The sequence below is a fragment of the Granulicella sp. dw_53 genome (genome assembly GCF_018449545.1).
Classification (GTDB): Bacteria; Acidobacteriota; Terriglobia; order Terriglobales; family Acidobacteriaceae; genus Edaphobacter.
Map to the genome: position 1 here is coordinate 353,405 of NZ_JAAVUR010000004.1, position 26,281 is coordinate 379,685.

Genomic DNA, 26,281 nt, shown 5'->3' on the forward strand with positions numbered 1-26,281 from the left:
CTACAGTTTGCCGCGAGAATCCTACCAGTAGTTGCTGCTGATTCTCTGAAGGGCCACAGCCGCACCCGGAAACAATACAAAACTCCCCACCTCTCGCGTATGCTGGCTCTCTCAGAGGGGAAACAAAATGCATTATTCCAAAACTATCTTCAGCGCCCGCGCATGGACGGGATCAATTTGCATAGCCGCAACTCTGCTCGCAACAAGCTGCAACCACGCCACCACACCAGACACACACGCAAGCGAACAAACCCTCCGCGCCCTCGATAGCCAATGGTCAAAAGCAGCAGCCGCTCACGATCTCGATAGCACGGTAGCCTTCTACGCCGATGACGCCATACTCTTGCCTGCCGATGAACCGCTCGCTACCGGCAAGGCCGCCATTCGAGCCGCATGGACCAGCGCGCTGCCCGCATTCGAGACCATCTCCTGGGAGACCAGGACCATCGAGGTAGCGAACTCCGGCGAACTCGCCTACATCACAGGAGCCTGGAAAGCCACCACCAAAGGCCCCGACGGAACCTCCGTTCCATCCACAGGCAAGATAGTGGAGGTCTGGAAGAAGCAGGCCGACGGTCAATGGAAGTGCATCGTCGACACCTACAACGCAGACGCTCCAGCGAGCCCGCCACCAACCCCCACCAAATAGCAAACCAACCCAGTCGTCTACCATAAACAAGGTATGTTCCCTCCGGTAACGTACGGCTTCTCCACTGCGCAGTTCCGAAGGGAATCGACCGTTTCATGATTCGTCGCCATCGTGCCCTCACCGTCGCGATCTTTGCTCTATCGCTTAGCGTCACCGCCCTGGACCGCAACCTTCTCGCCGCCGTGTGGCCGGTCCTTCAAACCCAACTCCATCTCACCAACGCTCAATACGGCGTCATCGTCGCCGGCTTCTCCATCGCCTACGGCGTCTGCGCCCCCATCTCAGGTCTACTGGTGGACAGGTTCGGATTCACCAGAGTCGCCGCAATCGCCCTGGCGCTCTGGTCGATCGCTGGAATCGCCACCGCATTCGCCCCCAACTTCCACACTCTCCTCATCTGCCGAATCCTGCTCGGATGCGCCGAGTCTGCATCCCTGCCAGCAGTAGCCAAGGCCTACGTCACCTTCCTAAGACCAGCCGAAAGAAGCATGGGAACCGCCGCCACACAGATCGCCCTAACCATCGGTGCCGTCAGCGCGACCCTGCTCGCCGGCAGCCTCACCGCAAAGTACGGCTGGCAGAGCACCTTCCTGCTCGCAGGTACTCTGGGCCTGCTCTGGATTCCCCTTTGGCTCCGAACCTCCACCTCCCAGCAGACCGAACTTCAAACTCTCCGCTCCGAAGACACCGCTATAGGAATGAAGCGGCTCCTCCGCGAACCTGGCCTCTGGGCTCTCATCGTCGCCACCTTGCTCCTCATGCCGCTCTACAGTCTTTGGACTAACTGGACCACGGTCTATCTGGTCCGCGAGCACGGCCTCTCCGCGTCCGAAGCAAACCTGCACTACGCCTGGATCCCTCCCATCCTCGCCATGCTCGGCGGCATCTCAGGCGGCTGGTTCGCCATGCAGAGCGCGCGCCGAGGCACACCCGTACAGAACGCCCGCTTCAAGGTATGCCTCTGGGCCTCCCTCGCTCTGCTGCTCACCGCGACCATCCCCGTCCTGCCAAACGCAGGCTGGGCCACCGCGGCCATCGGCATGAGCTTCTTCTGCACCCTCTGCATCAGCGTCAACACCTACGCGATGGCGCTGGATCTCTTCGGCACCTCCCACGCCAGCTTCGTCTTCTCCCTCCTGACCGCCAGCTACGGCCTCATGCAGACCGTCATCTCCCCCCTGATCGGCTCCTGGGTAGACCACCACAGCTTCAACGCCGTATGCCTCCTCGGCGCGCTATCTCCGCTCTGCGGAATCACGATCCTGTACGCCACCATCTTCAGAAGCAAATCACCCAGACAAATAGCAATTTGAAAACCTGGCAAATCACAAAACCTGTCAAGCCCCAGAAGTCCGCATTAACCCCGCAAACACATAAAAACAAGCAGGATAATAAATAAAACAAAGTGGCATGTTAGTTATCGACCACTTGATAAAATAAAAACAGCAACAAAAAAGAGAACCCCGGCCATCCGGGGTTTCGCTCTTTAACAAAACAAGGCGTAACCCAAGCCACTGCACGTATTTGGCCGCAAGCCATTTATTCAGAGGAATTTGGAGCAACCCACCGCCGACATCCCACTGAAAAGACTCGCGTTACGCCCAGGCAACGGGGGGCACCCCCCGGGCAACGGGCTACGCATCATGCGCCACGAAGAGATCCTTCTTCCCGCTAAGAAGCGTCCCCACCGAAACCTCGCGGATCGAGGCATCCAGCAACTCGACCATGTGGAACGCAGGCAGCGTCCTCTCCCCCCTGCGCCGCAGACCACTCATCAGTTGCAGCAGACATCCCGGATTCGCGGAGACAACCGCCTCAGCCCCGGTCGCCAGCAGGTTCCCGACCTTCCGGTCGCCAAGCTGCTGTGCAGGCTCCGGCTGCAGCAGGTTATAGACGCCAGCAGAACCGCAGCAAAGACTCGGCTCCGCAATCTCCGCCACCTGCAGCCCGGGAATCCCGGCAAGCAAGTCCCGCGGCTGCTGATAAATCGCCTGCGCATGCCGCAGATGACACGCATCGTGATACGCAATCTTCAACGGAAGCGGATGACGCGGAGCGATCGGCGGAAGCTCACACAGGATCTCCGTAATGTCCTTGCACTTCGCGGAGAACGCCCTCGCCCGCTCCGCCCACTGCGGATCGTCGCGCAGCAGATGGCCATACTCCTTCATCGTCGAGCCGCAACCGGCCGCGTTGATCACCACTGTCTCAACGTTCTCCCGCTCGAAGATCTCGATAATCCTTCGAGCCATCGCGGCAGCCTGCTCCTCCAGCCCGCTATGCACCATCAGCGCTCCGCAGCAAGGCTGGTCCTGCGGAGTGATCACCTCGCAGCCCTCCGCCGCGAGCACACGCGCAGTCGCCGCATTCACATGCGAAAAAAACACCTGCTGCACACATCCCGTCAGCATCCCAACGCGCCGCCGAACCGCACCAACCGGAACAGCGCGCCCCGGCATCTTCCACGCAAACCGCGCTGGAACCGTAGGAAGCAAGGCCTCCATCGCCGCAAATCGCTTCGGAACAAGCTTCAGCAGCCCCGACCCGCGAACCAGAACCTGCAATCCCGACCTCTGATAGAGGAACAGCGGAGCAGCCATCATCCGCAGTCGCGCCGGATACGGAAACGTCGCAAACAGCATCCGCCGGAACAGAGAGTCCTCGGTCGAGCGCGGAATATTACGCTCCACCTGCGCCCGCGTATCTTCGATCAGTTTGCTGTACTGAACGCCCGAAGGACACGCTGTCATACACGCCATGCAGCCCAGGCAGTTGTCCATATGCAGGCGAAAGTTCTGGTCGAGAGGAGCCTTCCCCTCGCTCGCCTTCTGCATCATGTAAATGCGTCCACGAGGAGAATCCATCTCCTCGCCCCACAGCACGTACGTCGGACACGCAGGCAGGCAGAAGCCGCAGTGCACGCAATCCGCAAGCAGCTCCTTCTCCGGAGCATGATGCGGATCGAAGCTCGAAGGCAAAGGTGGTTCAATCTGAGTGAGATGAGACATAGTTATATTCCACCGACAAAACGGCCTGGATTGAGAATTCCATTGGGATCGAACCGCCGTTTGATCTCACGCGAAAGCGCAGAGACACCTTCAGCACTCCAAGGCGAAGCCGAAGCATCCAGTCCGCGCAGCACAGTAACGGACCCATCGCCGGCAGCAGTCACAGAAGCACGCAGAGCCACCAGAGCCTTCGCCGCAACGCCATCAGGAAACCGCGCGTACATGATCCCAGTCGCCTGCGTCACTGCAGAGCCACCCAAACGCACCACCTCCGAGGAGACGGAGGCAACAGCAGAAGGCAACATCGTAGCCTTCACAATCAAGCCACCAGCAGGAGCAAAGAGCTCCTCCCGAGCGCCAAACGGCTGGTCCTGTGAAACGAGAGAAGTCGCAACAACGCTCTCAGCGAGCCGATCGAGCGCCGCGACCTGCAGCGTAAGAACCTCAGGAAGCGTAGCAAGCTCGACGTCGAGCGCATAGCCTGCGGAACTGGCTCGAAGCTGGATCGCCTGGATACTAAGCTGCGAGTCGAGAACCTTCAGCATCAGCTCGCCAAGCGGCTCCGCAGCCTCTGACGAGAGAGACCACGAACGCGTCTGAGCCGGAATCGGATGCAGCCGGAAAGTAACCTCCGTGATGACGCCCAACGTGCCGAACGCTCCCGTCATCAGCTTGTGCAGATCGTAACCCGCGACGTTCTTCACCACCTTGCCTCCGGACTTCGCGACCGTCCCATCGGCCAGCACCAGAGTCATGCCGATGATGAGGTCTCGCAAGCTGCCATACCTCAGCCGCAGCGCACCAGAGTCATTCGTGGCGATAATGCCTCCCACGGTCGCCGTCTCCGGCCACAACGGATCGAGCGCGACCCACTGTCCATGCGCCGCCAGCGTCCGCTGCATCGCAGCCCACGGCGTCCCCACGGCGACAGTCGCCGTAAGATCCTGCCAGCTATGCCCGCGCATCCCTGTCAGTCGCGCGGTCTCAAGCAAAATATTCGCTTGGACAGGATTGCCCCAGCCACGCTTGGTTCCAGCGCCGACGATCTCAATCGCCAGCTCTCTCTCGTTGGCATAACTCGTAATCGCCGCAACTTCTTCTGTGCTCTGCGGCGACACGACAATCTTCCCGTCGCGCTCGACCATCGAGGCAACGTTCAGCGACGCACCAAGCGAGGCACGAAGATCGTCGAAGCTGCTCAGCGCGGCCGTCACTTAGAAGAACTCTGCAACGCCCGCTGTCTCCAGCGGATGAGGAATGTAAGGTCCGCTCTTCTCGCCACAAAGACGCGTGCGCGGAAAGAGCTTATCGGGATTCGCGATGTTGTGCGGATCGAAGGCATGTCGAACCAACTGCATGGTATCGAGATCAGGTTCACTGAACATATATCCCATCGCCTGCTGCTTCTCCTTGCCGACGCCATGTTCGCCCGTGATGGATCCTCCATGATCGACGCACAGATGCAGAATGCGATACGACAAATCGAGGGCAATCTCCTCCTGTCCCGGAATCGCCTGGTCATACAGCACCATGGGATGAAGGTTGCCATCGCCAGCATGGAAGACATTCGCCACGCGCAGCTGAACCTCAGTAGCCATGCGGCTGATCGCCTCCAGCACCACTGGCAGAGCAGTCCGTGGAATCACGCCATCCTGAACGATATAGTTCGGCGAGATGCGTCCCATCGCCGCGAAGGCCGCCTTACGCCCCTTCCAGATCAGTCCTCTCTCCTGCGCCGTCTGCGCCAGCCGAACCTCCCAAGCTCCATTCTTCTGGCAGAGCGCGGTCGCCTCCGCCATCTGCGCATTCACCTCAGCCTCAGGACCATCCAGCTCAACCAACAGCAGAGCCTCGCAGACAGGATAGTTAGGATGAACCGCCGCCTCCGAGGCCTTTGCCGAGAGCCTGTCCATCATCTCCAAGGCAGCAGGCAGCATTCCCGCAGCGATCACATCGGAGACCGCCTGAGCCGCGGCAGACGTCGAGTCGAACGCTGCCAGCAGCACCTGCACCGTCTCGGGCCGCTTCACGATGCGAAGCGTAATCTTCGTCGCAACACCCAAGGTTCCCTCCGACCCAACAAAGACTCCAGTCAGGTCGTATCCAGGCGCATCTGGAGCACTGGATCCGAACGTGGCGAGTTCGCCATTCGGCAGCACAACCTCCAGACTCAGGACGTGAGTCGTAGTAAAGCCGTACTTCAGACAGTGCGCTCCGCCGGCGTTCTCCGCCACGTTGCCGCCAATGGTGCACACAGTCTGCGAGGACGGATCGGGCGCATAGAAGTACCCATAAGCAGCCACGGCGTCCGTCACATGCGTGTTGATCACTCCCGGCTCAACAATGAGCCTCTGATTCGGGATATCGATCTCGAGGATGCGATTCATGCGAGCGAAGCTGATGACCACTCCACCTTCCGCCGGTAATGCTCCCCCGCTGAGGCCAGTGCCTGCTCCGCGTGCGACAAAAGGAATTCGAAATTGGTCGCAGATGCGAACGACCGCCTGTACCTGCTCCGTGCTGCGAGGCAGGACGACCGCGCCGGGAAGGGCGCGCATGTTGGTCAGTCCATCGCACTCGTAGGTCTGGAGCTGGTTCGTCGCGGTGATCAAACCGCTCGGCAACGTAGCGCCTTCCACATCCACGGCAGCGCGTAAAGCATCCAAAATGGCCGAATTCAGCATAGGAAATCATAGTACGTCAAAAAGATACCCGCCAATCGGGCGGAAACAGTGGGTCGGCTAGCGCACATGGAAGACGTAGGCATACAACATCACCTCTACTCCGACGGCGACCGCCAGGAAGATGCTGTGCCGCAGGGTGAAGCGGAAGAGCTTCGACTGCTCCGCAACCGACATATTCGTAGCAGCAGCTGCTACCGCAATCGTCTGCAGACTGATCATCTTTCCCATCACTCCTCCGACCGAGTTCGCACCAGCGATCAACACCGGATCGAAGCCAAGGCGCGTCGCACTAACCACCTGCAGATTGCCGAAGAGCGCATTGGACGAGGTGTCCGACCCCGTAAGAAAGACTCCCAGCCAACCCATAATCGGGCTGAAGAAGGGAAAGACCACGCCGCTGGCCGAAAATGCAAGACCCAGCGTCCCCGTGGCTCCGCTGTAGTTCATCACGAACGCCATCGCCAGCATGGAGGCCACCGTAATCGTAGGCCGAATCAGCTTTCGAGCCACAGCCAGGATGATGGCGCCTAGTTCCCTGGGCCGCATGCCGCAGCAGATCGCGGACAACAACGACGCGAACATACAGGAGGTACCAGACGCCGACAGCCAGTTGAAGTTGAACATAGCTACATACTTCGTCGGAGCCTGGACGACCGGAGGCATACGTACGATCTCATCGTGGAGAGCCGGCCATGCGAACGAAATTGAAGCTTTATTCAAGATCGTCAGGAATGGCTGATACCCCCATGCTAGGACGAGCACAACCAGGAAGGCGTAAGGCATCCAGGCGGCCCAGATCTGACGCGCCGTGTAGTGCGGGCCGGTGCTGCCTGGCTCTCTCTCGTAGGGCAGAATGTCCGTCGCGGCCATGACATCCTCTTCCGAGGTGCGAACATGCTGCTCCAGATTGCTGGGCTGCCAGAAGCGCAGCAGAATCACCAGCGCGCTCATCGCGGCGATGGAGCTCAAGATATCCGTCAACTGCGGACCGATGAAGTTCGAAACGCAGAACTGAACGGTCGCAAAGACAGCTCCGCAAGCCAAGACCGCAGGCCACACCTCGATCATGGCCGGGAACCCGCTCGTCACCAGGATCAGGTAAGCCGGCAGAAAAAAGGAGATGGGAGCGCTCAGGCGTCCCACCATGCCGCTTAATCTCTCCAGCGATAGCCCGGTGATACCGGCCAGCGTGATCACCGGAATGCCGATCGACCCGAACGCCACCGGCGCAGTATTGGCCAGCAGGCAGATCGACGAGGCATACAGCGAGGAGAAGCCCAAGCCCACCATCATTGCGGCCGCTACAGCCACCGGCGTCCCAAATCCCGCACAGCCCTCGATGAAGGCCCCGAACGCGAACGCAATCAACAGCGCCTGCATTCGCTTGTCGGAGGTGATGGAGCCGATCGAGTCTTTAATTACCTCGAACTTCGCCGTGCGCACAGTAATCTCGTACAGCACCAGGGCCCAGAATACGATCCACGAGATCGGAAAGACGCCAAAGGACGCTCCATACGCTACGGCGCTGAAGGTATGGCGTACGGACATCCCATACGCAAGCATCACCAGCAGCATGGTCGCGCCCAGCCCGGAAAGAGCCGCGACCCACGACGGTTTGCGCTTCACCGCCAGTAGATACAGGAGAAGCAGCGTCGGAATCATCGCCAGGAAAGCAGAGACGCCAAGTCCCTGACCGAAGAGGTAATAAGGTTGAGGCCAAACCACCGTCATGAAGAAGTTCCTCATTGAAGCCTGGAAGAATCGTTCAGAGTGCTCTTGAGATAAAGGACAAAAGGGACGAAGGAGGTATAGCCAAGCTCGTGAAAAAAGGGCCAGGTCGAAAACCGAACAACCGTTATTCCTGTTTAAGGACTCCGCTGGCCAGTATAGCGACAGCTTACAGATTTGAATGCAACGACATCGGAAGGAGACTTTCACCACGATCCTTCCCGCCGACACCTACCCCTTACCAGATATCCACAAATCTATGTACAATTTCGGCAGGCAAAGGCAGGGACCGCCCCAGCCCATAGACTCAAACCCAACACAGGAGATCACCCTTGAAGACGAAGACCTGGACCCGCCCGGATTTCCAAGAAGTTAACCTCGGATGCGAGATCAACTGCTACGCACCTGCAGAACTCTAATCGGTGTTTGATTTAAAAATGCTGGGGACTGCCGCCGGTGGTGGCATTCCCCAGTGGAATTGCTCCTGTAATCTCTGCGACCTTTGCAGAAAGCATCCACAGATCGTCCAACCCCGCCTTCAGCTTCAAGCCACAGTCTCAACCGATGGTCAGAAGTGGTCTCTCTTGAACGCCTCTCCCGATCTCCGCTTTCAGATCGAGGCGAACCCAGAGCTGCAGCCATCTGCCGTTCACGGCAGACGAAACACTCCCATCCAATCCATCGTCTTGACCAGCGCGGACCTGGATCAAGTGCTAGGCCTGCTTCTCCTCAGGGAGTTCCAGCCCCTCACCGTCTACGCAACGGCATTGGTTCGCAAGACGCTCGAAGCAAACAGCTTCTTCCGAATGCTGCACCGCGTCCCCAATCAGCTCACCTGGATCGAGATCGCCCCAGAAGAGAGTTTCGCGCTCGGCAGCCCGGAGATCGTCTGCACACCAATCCCGCTCCCCGGTTCCCTCCCCTTTTACGCGCGCGAGTTGGACAACGGAGAGGAGGGACAGGCCAGCCTGGGCCTTCTGCTGGAGGCCGACGGCGTGCGCGTGGCCTATACGCCCTCTGTTCCGGAGATAACAGATGACCTGCGCTCCCTCTATGCTTCGTGCAATGTAATTCTGGTCGATGGCACCTTTTGGAGCGATGCGGAGCTCAGCCGGACCCACTCCGGCACGCCTCTCGCTCGCGCCATAGGGCACGTCCCCCTCAGCGGAGACGACGGCACCATCGCCCTTCTGGCTGACTTAGACTTTCCACGCAAGGTATTCGTCCATATGAACAACACCAATCCCGTACTCGATCCACGCAGCCGGGAGTACAAGACAGCAATCGATGCCGGATGGGAAATAGGATATGACGGATGGCAACTGAATCAGCGACCATAGCAGGACTAGAGACGGATCTTCTCTCCCGGAAGGAGCTGCGCGACCGGCTCCAGGCAGTAGGGGACAGCCGTTATCATCATCGGCATCCCTTCCACCTCCGCATGCACCAGGGCGAGCTGACACGCGGCCAGTTGCAGGCTTGGGCGCTCAATCGCTACTACTACCAAAGCCGCATCCCCATCAAGGATTCCTTGCTGCTCGCCAAGAGCGATGACCCTGCCTTCCGCCGCGCCTGGCGCAAGCGCATCCTCGATCACGACGGCGATCAGGACGGATACGGCGGCGTGGAGAAGTGGATTCAACTCGCTGAAGCCAGCGGCCTCTCCCGCGAGCAGGTCATTCCCTGCAACGGCGTCTTGCCGGGAGTCCGTTATGCCGTGGATGCCTACCTCGCACTGGTCCGCGACAGCTCTCTCCTCGTCGCAGTAGCTTCTTCGCTCACCGAGCTCTTCTCCCGCGACCTTATCTCACTTCGCATGGATCAGATGCGCATCCACTATCCTTACCTGACTCCGGGGCTGGCCTACTTCGTGGGCCGTCTCACCCAGGCGCCGGAGGATGCGACCTTCGCCTTTGACTACGTAGCCACCCACGCCACCACCCGCGCCCAACAAGAACAGGTCATCCAGGCGCTGGAGGCGAAGTGCGCCATTCTGTGGGCGCAGCTCGATGCCATCGACTACGCCTATGTGGTGCCCGGCAACATACCGCCCGGCGCCTTCGTTCCCAGCTCCGAGTAAAATTTCACCGATCCAGAAAGCTACGAAATGGACATGAACTCAATCCCAAGGCTCGCTCCCGGCTGTAGGCTTCATCCGACAGAGAGTGTGCTGCTCGTCCCGGAGGGCACGCTGAACCTCACCGGACCGACGCGCGAGATCTTGACTCGTTTGGACGGCACGCAAACCGTAACCTCCATCGTCACCGAGCTGCTCAAGCAGTATGAAGGCGCGGATGCCGTTGAGGTCCAAGCCGACGTTCTCGGCCTGCTCGACCGCATGCAGCAACGCGGCGTCATCCGGATCTGAGCATGACACAGCCGAGCTCCCCCATCCCCGCCTCTCCCCTCTCCCTCATCGCGGAACTGACGCATCGTTGTCCCTTGCACTGCCTCTACTGCTCGAACCCGGTCGAGATGCAACGCGCCGACGCCGAGATCTCTACCGAAGACTGGAGACGCGTCTTCCAGCAGGCAGCGCAGATGGGAGTGCTGCATCTACACCTCACCGGAGGCGAACCGCTCGCCCGCAAAGATCTGCCCGAACTGATCAAGGCCGGCCGCGAAGCCGGGCTCTACGTCAACATGATCACCTCCGGCGTGGGCCTCACCGAAGAACGCCTCGCCGGTCTTGTCGAAGCAGGCCTCGAACATCTGCAGCTCAGCTTTCAGGATCTAGACGAGGTCTCGGCCAACCACATCGCCGGAACCAGAGCGCACGCCATCAAGCTAGCTCTCGTCCCCGTCCTCAAGAAGTTCCACCTGGCCTTCACCATCAATCTCGTCGTGCACCGCATGAACCTCGACCGTCTCGAAGAGTTCATCGCCCTGGCCGAAGATCTCAACCCCGACCGCCTCGAGATAGCTCACGTTCAGTACTACGGCTGGGCTCTGAAGAATCGCTCGTTGCTCATGCCGACCGAAGAGCAGGTCCATCGCTCCCTGCCGATCGTCGAAGCGGCGAAGCAGAGGCTCAAGGGCAGAATCCATCTCGAAGCCGTCTTCCCTGACTACTTCGGCAGCTTCCCTAAAGCCTGCGTCGGCGGCTGGGGTCGGCAGATGATGCTCATCGACCCTGTCGGCCAGGCTCTTCCCTGTCACTCGGCGGCGATTATTCCGGACCTGTCCTTCGACAACGTCCGCGAACACGACCTCGCTTGGATCTGGCAGTCTTCCCCCGCCTTCCAGCGCTTTCGCGGAGACGCCTGGATGCCCGAGACCTGCCTCGTATGCCCTCGAAAAGAACGCGACTTCGGCGGCTGTCGCTGCCAGGCCTTCATGCTGACCGGTGACGCCGAAGCCATCGATCCAGTCTGCGGCTACAGCCCCCACCACGGCGTCCTTCAAAGCCTGCGAACATCCGTGCCAGACGTCCTCCCCATCTGGCGAGGTTAGTCTCACGCCGTAATCAGCAGTAACAACCGATCAGTGAATCCGAGCGATCTGGCGCTCATAGAGCGTATTTTGCGGAAACTCCTTCGCCAGACTTTGCAGAATCTCCTTGCCCTGCTGTTTGCGCCCGTCGCGCAGCTCCCCGACCGCGAGCATCAACCGTGCAAAGGGCGCTAGATAATGGCCACGCTCCGCAGTGATCCGAAGCAGACGAATGCCCTCTTCCTTGTTGGTCCCTGCCCCAGCCATACCGAGAAACCATCGGATCGGGGCGGCCTTCAAGCTGAGCATGTAGTTCTCAATTCCGCTGGCGAGGTTCGCGTCATAGAGGTTTGGATCGATCGCCAGGACCTGACGCGCATATTTGCTGGCCTGCGCGCTCAGCTTATACGCGCCATACTCGTGCCGATCGATAAGCGAAGCCCAATCCGCACGCATACCCGCAACCACCGTCTTGCTGTAGAGTGCATTGGTGTCCTTCGGATTGCGCTGCAGAGCCGCATCCGCTAGGCGATCGGCCTGGTCAGCCCTCTCGTTAAAGCCCTTCTGCGCGGCAGGGTCGGTAGCTGGACGCTTCCTGCTCTCGAAGCGAGAATCGTCGGAGAAAAGTTCGATGTCGAGGACACCAAGGCGGTCGAACTCCGAGAACAGATACGCCGCCGCATCCGAAGCCGGTCCCAAAGGGTCATCCGGATGCTGATTCATCCAGCTCTGAAACTTGGCGTGAGCCGCGGGAAAGGCAAGGTTATAGAGATCGTAATAACCCTCATTCAGCACCGTGCCAGTGAGCGGCACGCTACCGCCCCACGCTGCAAAGGACGACATTCCGAAGAAAAGCACCACGCCGAGGATCGTTCGCACTCGAAAGATGCCGAAGATCCGACAAAACAACTCCACACGCACAGTACTCATATCAATCCGATCGCCCGCTCATGTTCAAGGGAACATTACATCCATCCCTGGTGAAGGAACGGCTCTTACTCACAATCGAAGCACAATCGGAGAAGTCCGTCCACAAGCTTACCGAAGCGCTAGCTCTTTCCCTTTTGCTTCTTGGGCTCCGGAGCGTCGGCCTTTGGAGCCGGATGATCACAAAAGACCACCATGCTCCGTCCGCCCACAATGACCTTTTCGTTCGCCTCACGAAAATCAAACGGGTCGTTAATGTTCTCTGTATTAATCAGATGCGACCACGGCGAACCGTTCGGCGGTGGTGGAAGCGTAAACTCGACCCCTTCATGCGACGCGTTGACGAACAACAGAAAGCTGTCATCCTGCACCGAAGCGCCTTCGTCGTCCGAGATCTGCAGCGTCTTGCCATTCAGCATCATCCCCATGGATCGCACCCAGCCCGAGTTCCATGCCTCCTCCGGCATCTCGTTTCCATCGGTCGAGTACCATGCGATATCGCGGATCACCGAGTTGCGCACCGTTCTATCCTGAAAGAACTTTCGGCGATGCAGGTTAGGATGCAAGCGTCTCATCTGAACCAACCTTGAGGTGAACTCCAAAAGACGAGTACGCCGCTCATCTAGTTTCCAGTCATACCAGGTAAGTTCATTGTCCTGGCAGTAGCCGTTGTTATTGCCTCGCTGCGATCGGGCGATCTCATCTCCACCCGCGATCATCGGAACACCCTGGCTGAAGAGCAAGGTCGTCAGGAAGTTTCGAGTCTGCCGCTCGCGCATCTCGTTGATCGCCGGATCGTCCGTCGGACCCTCTGCTCCCATGTTCCAGGAGTCGTTATCGTCCGTGCCATCGCGATTGTCATCGCCATTGGCCTCGTTATGCTTTCCGTCGTAACTCACCAGATCGCACAGCGTGAAGCCGTCATGCGCGGTGATGAAGTTGATGCTCGCGTAAGGTTTGCGGCCATCGTACTGATAGAGATCACTCGAGCCAGTCAAGCGATAGGCGAAATCGGAGAGCTGTCCTCCATCACCCTTCCAGAACCTGCGAACCGTATCCCTATACTTCCCGTTCCACTCCGCCCATAGAACAGGGAAGTTACCCACCTGATAGCCACCCTCTCCAACATCCCAGGGCTCTGCAATCAGCTTTACATCCGCAAGCGTAGGATCCTGGTGGATCGTATCGAAGAACCCGCTAAGTCGATCGACGTCGTGTAACTCGCGGGCCAAAGTAGCAGCTAGATCGAAGCGGAATCCATCCACATGCATCTCGGTGACCCAATACCGCAGACTATCCATCAGCAGCTTCAAGACCTGCGGATTACGCACATTGAGCGTATTGCCGGTCCCGGTGTAGTCCATGTAATAGCGGGGATTGTCTTCCACAAGGCGATAGTACGTCGTGTTACAGATCCCTTTGAAGCTCAGCGACGGCCCAAGATGGTTGCCCTCGCAGGTGTGGTTATAGACCACATCGAGAATCACCTCGATCCCCGCGGCGTGCAGCGCCTTCACCATCTCTCGGAACTCACCTACCTGCCCGCCACGGTCTCCACAGGAGCTATATCGAGCCTCCGGAGCGAAGTAACCCAGCGTGTTATAGCCCCAATAGTTTGTCAGGCCACGGTCCACTAAGTGCCCATCATCCACAAAGTGATGCACCGGCAGTAACTCGACCGCCGTGATGCCTAACTTCTTTAGATAGTCGATGCTGGCCGGGTGCGCCAATCCCGCATAAGTTCCTCGTAACTCCTCCGGAACATTGGGATTGGTCTTCGAGAAGCCCCGGACATGCACCTCATAGATCACCGAGTCCGCGAGCGGAGTCTGAGGAGGACAATCGCCTCCCCAGTCGAAATCCTGTGCCACGACGACGCTCTTCGGCATGCCGTTGGCGCTGTCCTTATCGCAGATCTGCAGATCGTCGCCGGTCTCGACCTTGTAAGCGAAGACCGGAGCCTTCCAATCGACCTGTCCCGAGATCGCTTCGGCGTAGGGATCTACAAGTAACTTGGAAGCATTGAAGCGCATCCCCTTCTCCGGCTCCCACGGGCCATCGACGCGATAGCCATAAAGCTGGCCGGGTTTGATGTTACGGATAAGTCCATGCCAGGTGAAGGCTGTACGCTCCTTGAGAGCGACACAATCGGTTTGGACTCCCTTCTCATCGAAGAAGCAGACAGATACAGCCGTAGCATGCTCTGAATACAAAGCAAAATTAGTGCCTTTGGAGTTAGCCTTCGCGCCCAGTGGGTAAGGTCTTCCAGGTAACAACGTTCGCTGCATAAGCTCACTTTCGGTAGTCGCAGTTATCTTCTGCGAGTTATTACTTATCTATAGTTGCGATAGATGCAGATGGACCATCTCCCGATGTCCGGGTCTGAAACTGTACTAATCTGCTCACTCTTACACAGAATTATTAAATAAACGTATGATGGCGCACATATCGTTTCGATAACTATGAAAGTTAGCAGCTAGAGAAACGTCGCTTTCTTCGGGATACATGGCGCCGACGCACGGGTTGTACTCCCTTCGTGCACTTTCGGTAGCACTTTAGGGTGATCCTATCTCTTGTCTTTATTGTTAGTTTTGGGGAGCGAGTAAGACCCACGGACTAAGTATGCAATGACTGAACGAAGGACATTGCATGCTCCGCAGGAGACCCTCGCTACTGCCTCGGTCAACGTTACTGGGGCAGTTATGTAACAGTAGCGAGGCGTAAGAATGCAGTTAGGGCCTGTACCACTCGTGTCTTCCGACATCCGCAGCAACCCCCTTAACCATCTCCCGAACCCTGTTCTCCGAACGGGTTGGAGCTTGAACAAGTTACGAAGACACCTCACGCGCCTCATCGGCGCCACCTGCGCCGTAGGTCTCCTCGCCGGCACAGCCGGAGCCCAGGTCTTCCACTTCCCCGAACTCCTCGCCGGCACCCCGTCTTCGACACAACTGGTCACGGTAACCGTAACGGTACCGGGCGCCACGATCGGTTCAATTCAGGTGCTGACTCAAGGCTCCGTAAGCACTGACTTCACGGACGTCGGCGGAGGCTCATGTGCGCTCAGTCAGGTACTCCTCGGGACCCCGACCTGCACTGTGAACGTAAAGCTTCAGCCGACATACCCAGGCTTCCATACCGGCGCCGTCGTCCTGCTGGATAGTGCTGGCAACCGTATCGGCGTCGGTTATATGGATGGCCTCAGCCACGCTCCTCTGGGATTGATCATCCCTGGCATCATCAACTCCGTCGCCGGCAATGGACAATGGACCTATGTAGCAGATGGCGTTGCCGCTACGGATGCTCCCATCTTCCTGCCCATGGGCGTCGCTATCGACGGCGCAGGCAACCTTTTCCTCTCCGATTCGAGCAATAATCGCGTCCGCCGCATCGACGCTCCTACGCAAACCATCTCCACCTTCGCAGGAAACGGTTCACCGGGCTTCTCCGGCGACACCGGCCCGGCAACGAGTGCAATGGTGAGCAATCCTTCTGCTCTCGTCATCGACGGTGCGGGGAACCTCTACTTTGCCGACACCACTAACAACGTCATCCGCATGGTGGACGCGGTCACACACAATATCTCTACTATCGCCGGTATCGGCACGCAGACCGGGTACTCCGGCGACGGTGCGCTCGCCACGGCTGCGCTCTTGAACCAGCCCTCAGGGCTCGCCCTGGACTCCGCCCGCAATCTCTATATCGCGGACAAGGGCAACGACGTCATCCGTAAATTAGTGCTCTCCACCGGCATCATCTCCACCGTCGCCGGAACAGGCGTAGCCGGCTACACCGGAGACGGCGGACAGGGTACCTCCGCAACCCTCCAGACTCCCTGGGGACTCAGCGTCACCCCCGATGGCACCCTCTACATCGCGGATCTCGATAACAACGTCATCCGCATGCTCGCTCCATCCGGCATCATCACGACGGTCGTTGGTACTGGAACCCAAGGCTTCTCCGGAGACGGGTCGAGCGCGCAATCCGCAACTCTCTACAATCCTGCCAGCGTTACGGTCGACGTCGCCGGCAATATCTATATCGGCGACGCTGGAAACGGCCGCATACGCAAGGTCAACAGTGTAACGAAGGTCATCAGCACCATCGCAGGAACCGCCGGAGAGGCCGCCATACAAGACGGGATCAACTCCGACGCCGCAGGGCTCTACGGTCCCTATGCGCTGCAGCTCGACGGCCCTGGCAACCTTTACATCGCGGACATGTTCCACAACCGCATCCGCAAGATCAGCAGCAACCTCGCAACCCTGGCCTTCCCGACCATGCGAGTCGGACGAACCTCAGCCCCCTTGCCGGAGTCCTTAGAGAACGACGGCAACGCCGTCATGACTCTGCTGGAGCTCGACCTGGTCAATGCGGCGACAGATACAGCGACAACAAGTTGCCAGGCCAACCAGCTACTTCCCACAACCGTCGCTTGCAGCATCGGCGTGGAGTTCGCGCCAACCGTCACAGGCACTCCTGCCAGCGGAACCCTCACGGTCAAGACTGATGCGACCAATTCACCCGGCGTAGTGAGACTCTCAGGCATCGTCCTCGACGTCGATCCCACCACCGTAACCGTGACCTCCAGCCTTAACCCCTCCGGCGTCGGCCAGGCTGTCACCTTCACCGCGCATATCACGACGACCGGAACCGCGGCAGTCACTGGCACAGTCCAGTTCTTCGATGGACCTACCGCGATTAGCGCCGTCCTTCCCGTGGATGTCAGTGCAAGCGCCACCGTCACCACATCGGCTCTTACACGCGGAACCCACCCCATAACGGCGGTCTATAGCGGCGACGCCTCCAACGCCAATAGCACGTCCGACAAACTCAATCAGCTCGTTAAGCAGATCACCACCTTGGTCCTGGTGTCGACTCCGAACCCCTCGATCGTGTCGCAAAGCGTAACCTTTACCGCGACCCTCGGCGGCTTCCTCGGCACCCCCACTGGTACGGTCAGATTCTTTGAAGGAGCGACGACCCTTGGCGCTGTTGCTCTCAGCAACACCGGCACAGCCGTCATGAATCTTACGACCTTATCCCCTGGGGATCACATCATCTTTGCGGTCTATGCTTCCAGCGATACGAACAACCTGGACAGCACATCCAACACGACCACTCAGCACGTATCGCAGGCCGCCACCGCGACGACCCTCACCACGAGCGCTGCTACCGTCACCGTCAACACGACCGTCACCTTCACTTCGACCGTCACCAGCAACGGCGGCCCAATCCCCACCGGCTCCGTCAACTTCTACGACAACGGAACGACGTTAATCGGCAGCGGCGTCCTGACCGCAGGCGCAGGCATGGCCACCGCCTCCTTCTCAACCGGCTCGCTCGCTCCCGCTCCAGCAACACACTCGATCACCGCCGTCTTCCCGGGGGATACCTCTAACATCACCAGCACCTCGGCACCAGTCATCGAGACCATACAACAGGTCGTAACCACCACAACCATCGCATCCAGCGCGAATCCCTCAAACGCCGGAGCGCCCCTGACCCTCACCTCGACCGTCACTGGTGGAACCGGGTCCTCTATCGCTGGAGCAATCACCGGCTCCGTCACCTTTATGGAAGGCGGCGTCACCCTCGGCACCGGAACAGTGTCGGGGACCGGAGTAGCTACCATAAGCATCAGCACGCTCACCGTCGGCGACCACAATCTACACGCCGTCTACAGCGGCAACACCAACTACGCAACCAGCTCCTCCACTCCTCCGCTTGATCAACACATTCAGCAGTCCACCACCACCACGGCCGTGACTTCGAACACGAATCCTGTGATCGCGGGCAAGCAAGTTACATTCACTGCCACCGTCTCGACTGTCGGCGGCACTCCGACCGGCACAGTTAGTTTCAAAGATGCAGGCGTAATCATTGGAACGACCACACTCAATGCGGGCGGAGTCGCTATCTTCCCCACCTCAACCCTGTCAGTCGGAACCCACTCCATCTCCGCGACCTATAACCACGACGACAACAACGTAGCAAGCGACTCACCGGCCATCAACCAGACCGTCGTGATCGCCACCACTGCCCTCCAGTTCGGCACCTCGGTCAACCCAGCCATCGCCGGAGCCAACGTAACACTCACCGCAACCTTGAGTGGCAACGGCGGCCAGGCTACCGGACTCATTCACTTCCTGGATGGAGGTACGGAGATTGGAAACGCAGCCATCAACGGTGCAGCCCCAGTCTCCATCACACGCTCCAACCTCACAGTCGGCCAGCACACCTTGACCGCCTTCTACGGTGGCGACGCGAACGACTCCCCCATCACATCAGTCCCCATCGTCGAAAGCATCCAACTCGCCACGACCACCACCAGCCTCGCCTCCAGCCTGAGTCCTAGCTCCCTGGGCCAGTCCATCACCTTCACCGCCAACGTCCGTACCAACAGCCCTAGCCTCGCGCCTACCGGCACCATCACCTTCCAGGATGGTGGCGCAACCCTGGCGACCGTCCCCGTCAGCTCCAACGGCTCCGCAGCCTTCTCCACCTCCACGCTCGTCCTGGGCAACCACACCATCGTCGCCGTCTACTCCGGGGACGCCAACCAAGCCACCAGTTCCTCGCCCGCCTTCACCCAACAGGTCCTGCAAGCCACAGCTATCTCCATCACTAGCAGCGTCAATCCCTCCATCGCTGGCAAGATCGTCACCTTCACCGCCGTCCTTCCAGGAGCGACCGGAGTAGTCCCAACCGGAACCGTAACCTTTAGGGACGGAGGAACCGTCCTCGGCAGCAGCACCATCAGCGGCGGATCAGCCTCCTTCAGCATCTCCACCCTCACCCTCGGCGCACATAACATCACCGCGGCCTACGGCGGAGACACCAACTTCCAGGCCATCACCTCCGCGGCCCTCACCCAGACCATCCGTATCGCCGACACCAACCTCGTCCTCACCTCCAGCGCTAATCCCGCCATCTCCGGCGCGGCCATCGCCTTTACCGCAACCATCACCGGAACCGGCGGAGCCATCACCGGCACCATCACCTACCTCGATGGAACCGCCACCATCGGCCGCGCGACCTTGAACGGCAACGGAGTCGCGGTCTTCTCCATCAGCACACTCAGCCCTGGAATCCACTCCATCAGCGCCCTCTACTCCGGCGACGCCAACAACTCCCCCAACAGCTCCGGCGTCCTTCAGCAGCAAGTCCAGCAAGTCACGCGCACCACCTTGGCCTCCAACGCGAATCCCTCCCTCACGCTTGATCCCATCACGCTGACCAGCACAGTCGTCAACGGCGGAACGCAGCCCGCCACCGGCTTAGTCACCTTCACTGAAGGCTCCCTGGTGCTCGGTGCCGTCGCCCTCAACGGCAACGGCGTCGCGACCCTCACCCTTCCATCCCTCGCGGCTGGAGCCCACTCGATCATTGCAACCTACGCGGGCGACGTTCCCGATCTCCCCAGCGCCTCAGCCACCCTCGTCCAGACCGTCCAGCTTCGCGCCACCACCACCACTCTCACCGCCGTCTCCACCTCGCTCACCGACGGTCAGCAACTCACCCTGATCTCTGCCGTTCGCTGGACCGGCCCCGTCACTCCGACCGGCATCGTCACCTTCACCTACGGCGGCACCCTCATCGGAACCAGCGTCGTCGACAAGACCGGCGTGGCGACCCTCACGATCTTGCTCAACCTCAGCAAGTCCAACGTAGTCGCTACCTACAGCGGCGATCCCGTCTACTCGACCTCTTCCTCGGTCCCCACCCCCATCGCCCCCGGCCCGGCCACGCAGTTCTCGCTGGATATGAGCAAATACGCCGTATCCCTCAAGAGCAAGGAGCACACCACCATCGATCTCACCCTGACCTCGGTCAACGGCTATAACGATACGATGTCGCTCGGCTGCCTCGGACTTCCCTTCGCCGCCACCTGCACCTTCAGCACCGACCAGGCGAAGCTCGCCGCCAACGGCAAGCAGACCGTTCACCTGGTCATCGACACCGGCTCACCCCTGACCGCCGGAAGCACGGCCCGCAACGAGACCAAACCCTCCACCACGGCCCTCGCCTTCCTGCCCTTGGGTGCTCTGCTCGGGCTTCTCGTCTTCCGCTCACGGCGTCGCGTCTCGCTCGGCGGACTGCTCATGGTACTCTGCTTCCTCGGCCTGTCTCTCGGACTCTCCGGCTGCGGCGGTCTCAACATCAACGGCACCCCTCCAGGCGCCTATAGCTTCAAGGTAACCGCATCCGGAATGGGCACTGGGATCACCCAATCGAAGGACATTGCGCTAACGGTGACCCAGTAATGAGGAGCAGCTTCATCTCACGGCAGAACCGCATCTTGCAACTCGTCACACTGCTTGCGCTCCTGGCCACGGCCATGAACCGCAACGCGTGGGCGCAAGCGGTACCCACCGCCACCGGCCCCGGCCCCTACGTCGCCTTGGGCGTAACCGGAGCCCTCTTCAAGTCCAACTACGGAGACCGGACCGTCGGAGGCTTCGGAGCCTACCTCGACCTCAACCCCCACCGCGACTACGGCGTCGAGATCGAAGGCCAGACCCTCCGTTACAACCAGGAGGCTGGCAGCCGCCTCGACACCCTCCTCGTAGGCCCTCGCATCTCGCACGGCACCAACGGCTTCGTCCCCTACGTAAAGTTCCTGGTCGGCACAGGCCGCTGGACCGCACCCTACGGCTTCGGAGTAGGCAACTACCTGGTCCTCGCCCCCGGCGCCGGCGTAGACTTCTCCCTCAACCGCAAGATCAGAGTCCGCGTCCTCCAGGTCGAATACCAAAGCTGGCGCGACTTCACCTTCGGCAACCTTCACCCCTACGGAATCAGCAGCGGCATCAGCATCCAGATCTTTTAGGAGACCGGCGGGTGCAATTGCCTCAGCCAGCACAAACGCCCGGGTGCCCCATCCTTCGCGCCTTTGTCTCTCGCGAAGGGTGGGAAGTAAACCTCTCCTGAGCCCTACTGCGTTATCCTTCCCTTCCTAACCGAAAGCAAACACACGCTCAACCCAAACAAACAAAACAAATAAACCCCACACCCCACCCACTTCCCTCACAAATCTTCATGGACACCCAGCCCGCTTTGCATTATCCTGAAGTGAAGCAGAGTCAGTCGACTCGGTAAAGTCTAGCGGTGGTCTGTAGTTTTCGGACACGGTTAGAGGGTTTGGCGGTTCGAATCCGCTTACACCTGCCTCTTCACCGACCTGGCGCTTCCCACCCTACACGGTGATTGAAGTCCCGGCAGTCTGGAAGTTTCTGCGATAAAAGATTGGAGCAACACTGTCATGGCACAAAAATGTGATCTCTGCGGCAAGGGTCCGCAGTTCGGCAACAACATCTCCCACGCCCACAACACCACCCGCCGTCGCTGGAACGTAAACCTGCAGCCGGTGAAGGCCAAGGTGAACGGCGCCAGCCAGCGCATGCGCGTCTGCACGAGCTGCATCAAGACCGGCAAGATCGTCAAAGGCTAAGCTCCACCCGACTCCTTAAACAAATCGCCCCAGCCGCGCATCTGGCGTCTGGGGCTTTTGCTGTTTTTCTGCGCGCCTACGACTTCGAAAAACCCAACGAAGCGCTATTGATGCAGTAACGCAGGCCGGTTGGCTTAGGACCATCCGGAAAGACATGCCCGAGGTGTGCTCCGCACGTAGCGCAGGTCACCTCGACGCGCCGCATCCCGCCAGAGTTATCCTCATGGGCCTGGATGGCCTCCTGAGACACCGGCAGCCAGAAGCTCGGCCAGCCGCTGCCCGACTCGTACTTCTTATCCGAGGTGAACAGCGGAGCGTTACAGGCCGCGCAGTGGTAGATACCGTCGTCGTGGTTATTAACCAGGGCGCCGGTAAAGGCGCGCTCCGTTCCCTTCTCGCGCATGATACGAAACTGCTCGGGGGTCAGAAGCTCACGCCACTCGGCCTCCGTCTTTTGGACCTTGGGGGTACTGGATATATCCGCCATTTGATTTAGAAATCCTCCATCGATTAGATGCGCCGGTACGTGCTCCGGCTCTTGCCTTCCCCCCGCGTACGGGCTAGGTCGAGGAGCCTCCGCTCGCGATCACCTCGATCTCCACCAGCGCATCCTTCGGAAGCCCAGCCACCGCAACGGTAGACCGGGACGGTGCAACCACACCCTCCGGAGCCAGGTACTTGGCATAGATCTCGTTCATCGCGGCGAAGTCTGACATGTGCTTGAGGAAGACCGTCGTCTTGACCACATGCGCCATATCGAGCCCAGCGCCGGCAAGAACCGCCTTCACATTTTCGAGAACTTGGACAGTCTGCTCCGCAATGCCGCCAGCGACGAGCTGGCCAGTCGCCGGGTTCAGAGCCACCTGGCCGGAGGCATACAACATATCGCCCACGCGCACAGCCTGGGAGTAGGGGCCGATAGCGGCGGGAGCTTCCTTGGTAGAGATAGCGGTCTTAGCTTGGGCAGTCATGGAGTGATTGTCTCCGCTGGCAGTTCGTTTCGCAACCCGGCCCCGGAACCCCACTGCAAGCTCAAGCCGAGCCCAGCCCGCAACTCTACATCGTCAGAACCTCGTGCGCCGTCTCGATCCGGTTCCTTCCGCCTGCCTTAGCCCGGTAGAGCGCCTGGTCCGCCGCCCTGAAGAGCATCTCTGGCGCAGACTCCTGCTCCGGATAGTGCGTAGCGCAGCCGGCGCTCACAGTCACCCGCTCATGAGAATTACCGTCATGGGGCAGGTTCAGCCTCTCCACCGCCATGCGAATCTCCTCCGCAACCGTCCTGGCGCCTTGGCTATCGGTATTGGGAAGCACAACCACAAACTCCTCCCCTCCATAGCGTGCGACAAGATCCGAGGAGCGTTGAATCGCCGTGCTCGCACAATCCGCGATCTGCCGCAGGCAGGTGTCGCCCTGCAGATGACCGTAGCGGTCGTTATAGAGCTTGAAGCAATCCACATCCAGCACCACGATCGAAAGCGGAGTACGCTCCCGAATGGCGCGGCCCCACTCCAGCTCCAGCGTCTCGTCTAGGCGGCGGCGGTTCGCGAGACCCGTAAGGACGTCGACGCTGGCCAGATTCTCCGCCAGATGAAACGCTTGGTGAAGCTCCTCCTCCGCGGCCTTGCGCGTCGCAATATCGCGCACCACGTTCACAAAGCCAAGCGGCTCCCTCGTAACCGAGTCACGATAGAGGCGAAGGTTCGCCTCCATCCACAAGTAGGTCCCATCCTTGCGCCGGCAACGGTAGGAGAGCGAGTTCGAGACCTTCCCCGCGCGGCACTCTCGAATCAGCTCGTGAATCTTCGGAATATCCTCCGGATGCACGATCTGGTAGTACGGGTTCCCAACCAGCTCCTCCGGAAGCCACCCCAGCAGCTCAACGACCGCAGGCGAAACATACCGCCGAATCCCGCTCATGTCGCTCAGGACGATGATGTCCCGCGACGCCTCCGCCAGAATTCGAAATCTCGTCTCGCTCTCCTGCAAGCTGACCTGCAGGCGCTGGCTCTCAGAGAGCATCACCTCCAGGATGTACAGCACCAGCAGGTTCAGTGCGAGGAAGAGCTGAAGCACCAGCGAACGTCCCGCATTCGTCCCGATCGGCGTAAGGTAGATCGGCCCCCGGCCATGCGCGGTCAGCAGCCCTGCAATCGCTGCAACCAGCAGCAGCCCTACCCCCGAGCCCACCAGTCGCAGCCGCATCCCTACGAACAGCAGACACGGAAGCACCAGGAAGAGCATCGGATACCGCATCTCCCAGAAGACGAACGCCGTGGTTGCGCCCAGCAACAGATACAGCGCAGCAATCTCCACCCACGAGCGGTCCGCGAAGGGCGACCGCCGCTGAAAGGAGAGGTAAAGCGGCGTGACCACCCCGATACCGAGCGCATCCGCGGTAAACCAATTCAGAAAGGTATGCATATTCGGCATCGCAAGATGCCCCTGCATATAAAACGACACCAGAAACGACGCGAGAGCTGGCGCGAGCAACACGCCGTACAGCATCAGATACCCCAGTTGCCTCCGCCGCGTCAGGTCCGGACAAGGGCTGATCACCCGGTACAACAGAACCGCCGCCACCAGCACCTCCAGCATGTTGCACACGCTGAAGTACCCCGAGATGAAGATCCTCTCCCCCAGGATCAGGTTCACGCAAAAATCGACCGCATACCCCAGAAAAAGATAGAACGGCCACTGCCGTCGCGGAGAGCACAGCAGAATCCCCACCAGCAAGCCGTTGGATGGCCACAAAATCGTGACGCCCCCAGCATTCCAGCTATTGATGTTGAGTACCGACGCCAGCGCCGACAACACCGCCAGAATCCCCGCAACCTCCAATGCGCGTCTGATCCCCGGCGTCCATCTCACCGCAGCTTCGGATTGAATATGTTCCGTCATGGTGAGTTGAATACAACGCGCCCCTCTACCGGCCCGCCCGATAGCTCAATTAGCTCAATCGACAAGAAACTCTTTAACGCCATATGTAACATAAGTAACCAAGAACTGGTCGAAGCCCGATTCCATAACCGCCTAGCGAAAACCCAACTGTCCCCTGCACAGCAGAACGGGGCACCTAGAGTCTAAAGGACCACGATGAATATCCATGAAAAGGAAGAGGATATTCCGGCCAATGCCGACCCGATCCGAAGTTACAGCCCAAAATCGGGAATCCTGAAACGGGCCATAGCCCCGCACACGCCTGAAACCGCCACTATGCGCCCTACACGACAAAGCCGCAGCTCCTAAGAGCTGCGGCTTTGTCTAAGTAATCTTCAATCGGGCCTTGTAAACAGGCCGGTCAAGGCTATTTGCCGAGGTGCGGTCTCGCGGCGTGAATATGAGCCTTCGGGGCACGGTCATGGAACAACTGCGGCCGCATGTGCGCACCACCTGTCCGGCTCCTGGCAAAAGCCAGAGACGGAATCAGGGCAAGCATTAAAGCAATCGATATTCTCAGCTTCATCGTGTCTTCCTGTCTTGCTCGGGCAAATAAACCCTACAGCCGAGCAACCTTCCTGCTACACCCATAGGACGCGCTAAGGAAGGGGTTGGATTCAACATTCGAGCGCTGTACTAGCTTGAGAGACTAAACACCATACCACGGCAAGGGGAGACAAGTCGTCGTCCTTGTCCGAGTATTCTCCCGTAAAAGGTCCCTGTCCACCACAAACTGCGCAAAGGAACCTCGGAGTTACCCAAACCGACAGCCCAGACGACCCGCCCTAAACCTTCACCTTGCGTGCATTGGCCAGAAAAGCCGCCAGCCGCTCCCGGTCCTTGCGCCCCGGATGAGACTCCACCCCACTGGCTACATCCACGCCCCAGGGCTGAAGAACCTTGATAGCCTCCTCGACGTTCTCGTGCTGCAGCCCCCCCGCCACAATCAGCCGCATAGGCGCAAGCCCGGAGAGCGCCACGCGAGCCGCCTCCCAATCGAACACCACACCCGTTCCACCCGAAGCCTTCGCCGTCCGCGAATCCACCAGCACCGCGTCAATCTCCGGATGACTGCGCAGCGCCGTCAAATTAGCCGCACAAGAAGGATCGTTGGTACTCGCATCCACATTCCAGTGCGTCGTCTGAATAATCCGCAGCCCTGGAAACCCGCTCGCCAGCGCATCGATCAGGCTCGTAGAAAATCCCCCATGCAACTGAACCCCGGTAAGCCCCGCCTCGCGAATCGTATCCGAAATCTTCTCGACATCAAGCGTATCGAACACACCGATCTTCTCGACCTCCACAGGCAGATGCGCAACGATCGCCGCCACCTGTCCCGCCGTCACCCTCCGCGGACTCGCGGCGAAGACAAAGCCCAGCGTGTCCGCCCCCAGCTCCGCGGCCAGCTTTGCATCCTCGAGATTCGTATTCGCACAAATTTTGATCCACATGGCTTCTTCGA

Annotated in this window: 19 protein-coding genes; 9 read left to right on the forward strand and 10 right to left on the reverse strand. The window is 59.5% G+C overall.

Translation table 11 applies throughout. The features are described from left to right. The first annotated feature begins 127 nt into the window (after positions 1-127). Positions 128-649, forward strand: a complete 522-nt coding sequence (locus tag HB393_RS08880; RefSeq protein ID WP_213804796.1) for an SgcJ/EcaC family oxidoreductase — start codon at positions 128-130, stop codon at positions 647-649. Between the two features lie 95 nt (positions 650-744). Beyond that, positions 745-1,962 carry an MFS transporter gene (locus HB393_RS08885; protein ID WP_213804797.1) on the forward strand — a complete coding sequence of 406 codons (1,218 nt, stop codon included), beginning with the start codon at positions 745-747 and terminating at the stop codon, positions 1,960-1,962. A gap of 321 nt (positions 1,963-2,283) precedes the next feature. On the opposite strand, the gene HB393_RS08890 is transcribed toward HB393_RS08885, so the two are convergent. The 4 genes from HB393_RS08890 to HB393_RS08905 are packed head-to-tail and all read right to left on the reverse strand — an operon-like array spanning position 2,284 to position 8,072. Continuing rightward, the gene (locus tag HB393_RS08890) at positions 2,284-3,657 is read right to left on the reverse strand and encodes a heterodisulfide reductase-related iron-sulfur binding cluster (RefSeq protein ID WP_213804798.1); all 1,374 of its coding nucleotides are present in this window, start codon (positions 3,655-3,657) and stop codon (positions 2,284-2,286) included. Positions 3,658-3,659: 2 nt separating this feature from the next. Further along, complete coding sequence (locus HB393_RS08895; RefSeq protein WP_213804799.1) at positions 3,660-4,871, reverse strand: FAD-binding oxidoreductase; 1,212 nt, start codon at positions 4,869-4,871, stop codon at positions 3,660-3,662. Then, complete coding sequence (locus HB393_RS08900; RefSeq protein WP_213804800.1) at positions 4,872-6,341, reverse strand: FAD-linked oxidase C-terminal domain-containing protein; 1,470 nt, start codon at positions 6,339-6,341, stop codon at positions 4,872-4,874. Between the two features lie 57 nt (positions 6,342-6,398). Beyond that, on the reverse strand, positions 6,399-8,072 hold the full coding sequence (locus HB393_RS08905) for a lactate permease LctP family transporter (RefSeq protein ID WP_218623923.1): 1,674 nt from the start codon (positions 8,070-8,072) through the stop codon (positions 6,399-6,401). Positions 8,073-8,491: 419 nt separating this feature from the next. Between HB393_RS08905 and HB393_RS08915 the strand changes: the two genes are divergently transcribed. From HB393_RS08915 to pqqE, 4 genes are read left to right on the forward strand one after another with little or no spacing between them, the layout of a single operon-like run. Then, on the forward strand, positions 8,492-9,409 hold the full coding sequence (locus tag HB393_RS08915) for an MBL fold metallo-hydrolase (protein ID WP_213804801.1): 918 nt from the start codon (positions 8,492-8,494) through the stop codon (positions 9,407-9,409). After that, positions 9,385-10,149, forward strand: a complete 765-nt coding sequence (gene pqqC / locus HB393_RS08920) for a pyrroloquinoline-quinone synthase PqqC (RefSeq protein ID WP_213804802.1) — start codon at positions 9,385-9,387, stop codon at positions 10,147-10,149. The genes HB393_RS08915 and pqqC overlap by 25 nt, the downstream gene beginning before the upstream one ends. A 33-nt stretch (positions 10,150-10,182) precedes the next feature. After that, positions 10,183-10,437 carry a PqqD family peptide modification chaperone gene (locus HB393_RS08925; protein ID WP_255550922.1) on the forward strand — a complete coding sequence of 85 codons (255 nt, stop codon included), beginning with the start codon at positions 10,183-10,185 and terminating at the stop codon, positions 10,435-10,437. Positions 10,438-10,439: 2 nt separating this feature from the next. After that, positions 10,440-11,522, forward strand: a complete 1,083-nt coding sequence (pqqE, locus tag HB393_RS08930; protein WP_213804804.1) for a pyrroloquinoline quinone biosynthesis protein PqqE — start codon at positions 10,440-10,442, stop codon at positions 11,520-11,522. Positions 11,523-11,552: 30 nt separating this feature from the next. Here the strand turns inward: pqqE and HB393_RS08935 are convergent, their stop codons facing one another. Both HB393_RS08935 and glgX read right to left on the reverse strand, forming a co-directional pair. Continuing rightward, entirely contained in the window at positions 11,553-12,431 is an 879-nt protein-coding gene (locus HB393_RS08935; protein WP_213804805.1) for a hypothetical protein, read from the reverse strand. 119 nt (positions 12,432-12,550) lie between these two features. Further along, a complete protein-coding gene (glgX, locus tag HB393_RS08940) occupies positions 12,551-14,716 on the reverse strand; it encodes a glycogen debranching protein GlgX (protein ID WP_213804806.1) in 2,166 nt (721 codons plus the stop codon). A 531-nt stretch (positions 14,717-15,247) separates the two neighbouring features. On the opposite strand from glgX, the gene HB393_RS08945 reads away from it, so the two are divergent. The 3 genes from HB393_RS08945 to rpmB all read left to right on the forward strand — a co-directional run bounded on the left by HB393_RS08945 (position 15,248) and on the right by rpmB (position 21,882). After that, positions 15,248-20,695: an Ig-like domain repeat protein gene (locus HB393_RS08945; RefSeq protein WP_213804807.1), complete on the forward strand. Its 5,448-nt coding sequence runs from the start codon at positions 15,248-15,250 to the stop codon at positions 20,693-20,695. Then, complete coding sequence (locus tag HB393_RS08950; protein ID WP_213804808.1) at positions 20,695-21,261, forward strand: hypothetical protein; 567 nt, start codon at positions 20,695-20,697, stop codon at positions 21,259-21,261. The genes HB393_RS08945 and HB393_RS08950 overlap by 1 nt, the downstream gene beginning before the upstream one ends. Before the next feature lie 432 nt (positions 21,262-21,693). Beyond that, positions 21,694-21,882, forward strand: coding sequence for a 50S ribosomal protein L28 (gene rpmB / locus HB393_RS08955; protein WP_213804809.1), 189 nt, complete (start codon positions 21,694-21,696; stop codon positions 21,880-21,882). A gap of 76 nt (positions 21,883-21,958) precedes the next feature. Here the strand turns inward: rpmB and msrB are convergent, their stop codons facing one another. The 4 genes from msrB to HB393_RS08975 all read right to left on the reverse strand — a co-directional run bounded on the left by msrB (position 21,959) and on the right by HB393_RS08975 (position 26,270). Beyond that, complete coding sequence (gene msrB / locus HB393_RS08960) at positions 21,959-22,369, reverse strand: peptide-methionine (R)-S-oxide reductase MsrB (protein WP_213804810.1); 411 nt, start codon at positions 22,367-22,369, stop codon at positions 21,959-21,961. A gap of 73 nt (positions 22,370-22,442) precedes the next feature. Then, positions 22,443-22,853, reverse strand: a complete 411-nt coding sequence (locus tag HB393_RS08965; protein ID WP_213804811.1) for a RidA family protein — start codon at positions 22,851-22,853, stop codon at positions 22,443-22,445. 85 nt (positions 22,854-22,938) lie between these two features. Then, complete coding sequence (locus HB393_RS08970) at positions 22,939-24,780, reverse strand: GGDEF domain-containing protein (RefSeq protein WP_213804812.1); 1,842 nt, start codon at positions 24,778-24,780, stop codon at positions 22,939-22,941. 824 nt (positions 24,781-25,604) lie between these two features. Continuing rightward, positions 25,605-26,270 carry a phosphoribosylanthranilate isomerase gene (locus HB393_RS08975; protein ID WP_213804813.1) on the reverse strand — a complete coding sequence of 222 codons (666 nt, stop codon included), beginning with the start codon at positions 26,268-26,270 and terminating at the stop codon, positions 25,605-25,607. Between the last annotated feature and the right edge of the window lie 11 nt (positions 26,271-26,281).